Annotated in this window: 3 protein-coding genes; 1 reads left to right on the forward strand and 2 read right to left on the reverse strand. The window is 71.2% G+C overall.

Translation table 11 applies throughout. From position 1 onward, the window contains the following. Positions 1-2,288: DUF3971 domain-containing protein (locus FV228_RS22205; RefSeq protein ID WP_147856586.1), on the forward strand; the 2,288-nt coding region annotated here is incomplete at its 5' end. Positions 2,289-2,421: 133 nt separating this feature from the next. Here FV228_RS22205 and FV228_RS22210 read toward each other — a convergent pair. Further along, the gene (locus tag FV228_RS22210) at positions 2,422-3,195 is read right to left on the reverse strand and encodes a ferredoxin--NADP reductase (protein ID WP_147856587.1); all 774 of its coding nucleotides are present in this window, start codon (positions 3,193-3,195) and stop codon (positions 2,422-2,424) included. Between the two features lie 242 nt (positions 3,196-3,437). After that, a partial coding sequence (locus FV228_RS22215) for a VOC family protein (protein WP_147856588.1) occupies positions 3,438-4,088 on the reverse strand: 651 nt, incomplete at its 5' end.

Here is a 4,088-nt window from a genome sequence, read left to right on the forward strand (position 1 = left end):
ACGCCGTCCTGCGCGGCGCGACCCCGCAGGACGCGCCGGTGAAGATCGACGCGATCGACGCGCAGCTCACCGGCCGGGACGGCGGCATCGCCATCGACGCGCTCAACGTGGCGGCCCCGGGCGTCCAGGGGGTGATCTCCGGCACGATCGGCACCGCCGCCGACGAGGGCGGCCTGACCCTGCGCATCCTCGGCCATGACGGCGAGGTCCGGACCGGGCTGCGGTTGTGGCCGGAGCATATCGCCCCGCCGGCCCGCACCTACCTGGTGGACCAGCTGCGGCGCGGCCGGATCGACGCCGTGGACATCCGCGTGAAGATGTCCGGCACCGTGCTGGCCGCCGCGACCAAGGGCGAGCCCGCCCCCGACGACGCGGTGCATATCGACTTCCGCGTCTCCGACGCGGCGCTGGACGTCACCGCCGACGCGCCGCCGGTGGTGAAGGGCAACGTCTCCGGGACCATCACCGGCCGTTCGACCACCGTGCGCAACGTGACCGCGGAGATCCACGGCCCGGACGGCCGCGGGCTCACGGTCACCGACGGCAGCTTCGTGATCCCGCAGATCACGCCGGACAAGGTCGTGGCGCAGATCGGCATGCGGCTCACCGGGGGGGCCGACGGCATGGCCTCGGTGCTCCAGGCGAAGCTGTTCAAGAGCCTGATGAGCGTCGATCTCGACCCGGCCACGATCAAGGGCAATGCCGACCTGCGCGTCGACTTCCCCCTCGACCTCAAGCACGTGCCCGACCTGCCGAGCCTGCCCGTGACCCTGTCCGGGACGCTCTCCGACCTCTCGGTCGACAAGGTGATGGGCAAGGACCGGCTGGATTCGGGCCGGTTCTCCCTGCTGTACGACCGCGGCGCCTTCACCCTGAAGGGCGACGGCCGGGTCGCGGGCGCCCCCATCGCGGTGGACATGCGCCAGCCCAAGGTCGGCCAGCCCGGCGAGGCGGTGGTCACCGTGGCCCTCGACGAGGCCTTGCGCGGCAAGAAGGGCCTGCCGACCGCGCCGCAGCTGTCCGGCACCATCCCGGTCCGCGCCGTGGTGCCGATCGGGCGCCCGGGAACGGCCAAGCCGCCGATCCGGGTCGAGGCGGATCTCGCCAGGGCCGGCATCGACGGGCTGGTGCCCGGGCTGACCAAGCTGGCGGGCAAGCCGGGCCGCCTCAGCTTCACGCTGGTGGATGCCGGCCAGACCTACGAGCTGCGCGACTTCGCCCTCGACGCCGCCCCGGCCTCCGCGCGCGGCAGCCTCACGATCAGCCCGGAGGGCGGCCTGGAGCGCGCCGACCTGACGAACGTCAAGCTGTCGCCGGGCGACGACCTGCGGGTGAGCCTCGACCGCACCGGCAACGGCTACAAGGTCGTGGTCCGCGGCGCGGTGGTCGATGCGCGCCCGTTCCTCAAATCCCTGGGCGGCCCGGACGCCAAGGGCGGCAAGGAGGCGAAGGAGTCCAACCCGAAGGATGTCGACGCCGACATCCAGGTGCCGATCGTGGCGGGCTTCAACGACGAGGCGCTGACCAACGCCAACCTGCGGCTGTCGCTGCACGGCCGGACCCTGCGGGCGGCCAACATCACCGGGCGCTTCCGCGCGGCGGCGTTCGCCGCCAGCGTCACAAGGGGCGAGCGCGGCGTGCCGACGCTGGCCGTCGAGTCGGCCGATGCCGGCGCGACGCTGCGCTTCGTCGACGTCTACCGGCGGATGTATGGCGGGCGCCTCACCGCCGGGATCGGCCTCAACGACGGCCCGCAGGCCGGCGTGGTTCAGATCCGGGACTTCTCGCTCCGCAACGAGCCGGCCCTGTCGAGCATCATGGCGCAGGGGCCGGAGCCCTCCGAGGCGGAGACGGTCCGCGGCCGCCGGATCGCCCCGGGCCGGGCGGCCGGCGACGTCACCTTCGACCGGATGCGGGCCAACTTCGTGCGCAGCGGCAGCCGGGTCGACTTCAGCGACGCGGCGATCTCGAACGCCGCGATGGGCTTCACCCTGTCCGGCTGGCTCGATACCGGCCGGGAGCGCACCGACATGACCGGCACCTTCGTGCCGCTCTACGGTCTCAACAACGTCGCCTCGCAGTTGCCGCTGCTCGGGCCGCTGCTCGGGGGCGGGCACAACGAGGGCCTGTTCGCGGTGAACTTCCGCGTCTCCGGCAAGCTCGCCTCGCCGGACGTGAGCGTGAACCCGCTCTCGGCGATCGCCCCGGGCTTCCTGCGCAAGCTGTTCAGCGCCGGCGGTGGCCCCTTCGCGGACGGCGTGCCGCCGGTGCCGCAGGGGGAGCGGTAGCGGGATCCCGGCCGGCAGCGCGTTCGCGAGCCGCGCCGTCATCGCGAGCGGGCAACGATGAACGCTGTCGCAGACGCACAAAAAAGCCCGGCGCGGCGGACCGCACCGGGCTGAACCCAATGTCCAAAAAAAACTACTTCTCGACGAAGGCCTTCTCGATCACGTAGTGGCCGCCCTCGCCGTGGTTGCCTTCCTCATAACCGCCGGTGCTGAGCAGCTCGCGAGTGTCGCGGATCATGTCGGGGCTGCCGCAGAGCATGAAGCGGTCGTTCTCCACCGACATCGCCGGCAGGCCGATATCCGCGAACAGCTTGCCCGAGACCATCAGGTCGGTGATCCGGCCGCGGTTGCGGAACGGCTCGCGGGTCACGGTGGGGTAGTAGATCAGCTGGTTCGAGATCATCTCGCCCAGGAACTCGTGCTTGGGCAGGGACTCGTTGATGGTCTCGCCGTAGGCCAGCTCCTGAACCTGGCGGCAGCCATGGACCAGCACGACCTTCTCGAACCGGTCGTAGGTCTCCGGATCCTTGATGATCGACAGGAACGGCGCGAGCCCCGTGCCGGTGCCGAGCAGGTAGAGGTTGCGGCCCGGCAGCAGGTTGTCGAGCACCAGGGTGCCGGTGGGCTTCTTGCCGACGATGATCGGGTCGCCGACCTTGAGGTGCTGGAGCTTGGAGGTCAGCGGACCGTCCTGCACCTTGATCGAGAAGAACTCGAGCTCCTCCTCGTAGTTGGCCGAGACCACCGAGTAGGCGCGCAGCAGCGGCCGACCCTCGACCTCGAGGCCGATCATGGTGAACTCGCCGTTGCGGAACCGGAACGCCGGATCCCGCGTGGTGCGGAACGAGAACAGGTTGTCGGTCCAGTGATGCACCGACAGAACGCGCTCCTCGTAGAACTTGCTCATCGACGGATCAGTCCTCGAATCCTCTGATGCTCGGCCCACGCCCCCGATGGATCGGGGCGCATGGGGTTCGGCGGGCGGCCGCCGCCCCGCGGCTACGGGGGCGGACCCCGGGAGCGGTCTCGCCGGGATCCGGACGTCGAACCCCTGATCGGATGCTTCTTTCGCAGTTGCAGCACGCTCGTCAAGGCGCGCCAGGATCACACCTGCCGAAGAAGTGAATCGCCTGGAATCGTTCGAATATTTTAACCGGCGGTGACCGGCCGGAGCGGGTTCAGCCCCGCCTCGATCTCCGCGCGGCGCGGCTCCAGGAACGGCGGCAGGGCGAGGCGCGCGCCGAGGCTCTCCAACGGCTCGTCGGCGGTGAAGCCCGGCCCGTCGGTGGCGATCTCGAACAGGATGCCGTTGGGCTCGCGGAAATACAGGCTGCGGAAGTAGTAGCGGTCCACCGGCCCGCTGCTCGGGACCCGGGCGGCCTTCAGCCGGTCGGCCCAGGCGTCGTAATCCGCATCGGGAATGCGGAAGGCGACGTGGTGGACCGCGCCCGCGCCCTGCTGCGCCGCCGGGGCGGCGTCGGCCAGGAGCTGGACCTCGGCAGCCGGGCCTCCGGGGCCCATGGCGTAGACCTCGACCGGGCCGTCGCCGGTCTCGAAGCGCCGCGACAGGCGCATGCCGAGCAGATCGGTCAACACGGCAGCGGTGCGGGAAGGGGCCGGCACGGACAGCCGGATCGGGCCCAGCCCGCGGATCTGGTAGGCCGCCGGCACCGGGGAGGCGTCCCACGGGTGCTCCGGGCCGGTGCCGCCGTCATCGACCAGGGCGAGGCGCTGGCCCTCGGGATCCTCGAAGTCCACGGTGAGGCGCCCATCGCGCAGGGCGGGCTCGGCCACCACGGC

It is taken from the genome of Methylobacterium sp. WL18 (assembly GCF_008040015.1).
Lineage (GTDB): Bacteria > Pseudomonadota > Alphaproteobacteria > Rhizobiales > Beijerinckiaceae > Methylobacterium > Methylobacterium mesophilicum.

Coding starts and splice junctions, on each gene's coding strand:
- FV228_RS22210 (WP_147856587.1), bottom strand. CDS start 3,195: ATGAGCAAGTTCTACGAGGAGCGCGTTCTGTCGGTGCATCACTGGACC.